Annotated in this window: 1 protein-coding gene; it reads right to left on the bottom strand. The window is 37.3% G+C overall.

Annotated elements, in window-relative coordinates; all coding sequences use genetic code 11:
* Positions 1 to 70: 70 nt before the first annotated feature.
* Entirely contained in the window at positions 71 to 1,462 is a 1,392-nt protein-coding gene (locus tag T515_RS16145) for an IS4 family transposase (RefSeq protein WP_036613629.1), read from the bottom strand.
* Between the last annotated feature and the right edge of the window lie 137 nt (positions 1,463 to 1,599).

Below are 1,599 nucleotides of genomic sequence, written 5' to 3'. Positions count from 1 at the left end.
CTTAAACTTCCCACATAAATAGTGGGCATCGTACCTTGAAAACTCTATATTCTAGACTATAAAAATACAATTACGCCACTTTGTAATCACTTGTCAGAGCATCCTGCATATATTCAGGCAATCTGAAAAAGAAATCCTTATAGATTTCTTCAACCTGTTCGTCTGTGATATGAAGTATGTTCTTTATACTTGCAGTCATAGCCTCTACGAGTATGAAAAGAGAATGTTGGAATGTAATGTCTTCCATTTCCTGTAACAGTACATAGAAGATTTCTCCTATCGTACGTTCGTCCTGATCTTTTCTTTGATATACAGAAAGATACATGTATCTGGCAAATACGATGGACACATGAGCAGTAAGTGCATCGTATGAAAGACTATGGCATTCGGTTCTGAGTTGGAGCAATGATTTACATGTTTTGAAAAAAACTTCAATGTTCCATCTTTTGCCATAAATACGGATGATTTCATTTTCGGATAAGGACATATCTGTGCATATGATTGCAAGCCAATCCTTTTTATTGGATCGGTTACGAACACAAACGATCTTGGCAGGAATTGATGGTTCATCCTTGGTTCCCTTACCTACTTTTACATCTACAGAAAGAAGGTATCTAGAACGCCCACGACGTTTCCTGTTTCTTGAATATATCTGTTTGATGTTAAGTCGACTGCCTTCATACTCATAGGTGATCTTGGAGCTGATCTTGACCATAGCTATAGTATTAAGATTCATCTCTTTGATTTTTAAAATGGTATTAGGATTTGAGAACCAACTATCAAATAGTACATACTTGGCACTGTGTCCGGCATTAACGGCATAGTTAAGCAGTTCCAGTAAAACATCTGGGGCCTTTGTGACAGCCATTTTTCTCCGTCTACCGGCAAGAGAACGATTATCAACTTTGGTAAAATCTCCGAGCTGATTGGTTTCGTTTGAAGAAGCCAAAAGACTGAAGTTTATAGGGACAAAGGAATTGCCGTCAGACCAACTGAGAGTCAGAAGACGAAATCCCTTTTTGTATTTCATGGATACATGATCAAATACTTTGGAAGCCATTTGCGTGCACTTATAACCGGCTCTCTCGTAAAGAGAATCGTCTATGATAAATACATCTGCACGATCATCGCTTGTAAGCGGGTCAAAGAAATTCTTTATAACCGCTAATGCAAGTAAGGTTGTAAAACGAAGCCAGTTAAATCTCGGATCATTCAAAAACCTATAAAAAGTATTTTTTGAAAAAGACCCTGAGAAGTGGTTGGTCTTCATCTGCATGTACATGCTGCTTCTTGAAAAAACATTTACAAGCTTATACCGAAAGATATTTATTACAGGGATTCCCTTTTGCTTTTCGGCATTGCATTTACGGAGTAAGTTACCTACCTTAAAGGTTGAAATAAAATCCGAAACTGAGCAATTAATTTCTTCCTCTGAGTGCTGTCCTTGTGGTAAGATATGCATATGGCGTAAGTCCTTTCTTGGTAAATGTTTTGTGGTAAATTCATTATACCTTATTTGAAAGTGACCTATGCCTTTTTATTTGTCTAATGTATAGAGTTTTCAAGGTGCATCACACCTTTTGGGTGTGGGAAGTTTGA

The organism is Oribacterium sp. P6A1 (assembly GCF_000702885.1).
Taxonomy (GTDB): Bacteria; Bacillota; Clostridia; order Lachnospirales; family Lachnospiraceae; genus Oribacterium.
This window is presented reverse-complemented; position numbering and strand designations above follow the sequence as displayed.

Excerpts from the sequence above, each read along its gene's own strand:
- T515_RS16145 (WP_036613629.1), bottom strand. The coding sequence starts at position 1,462 with ATGCATATCTTACCACAAGGACAGCACTCAGAGGAAGAAATTAATTGC.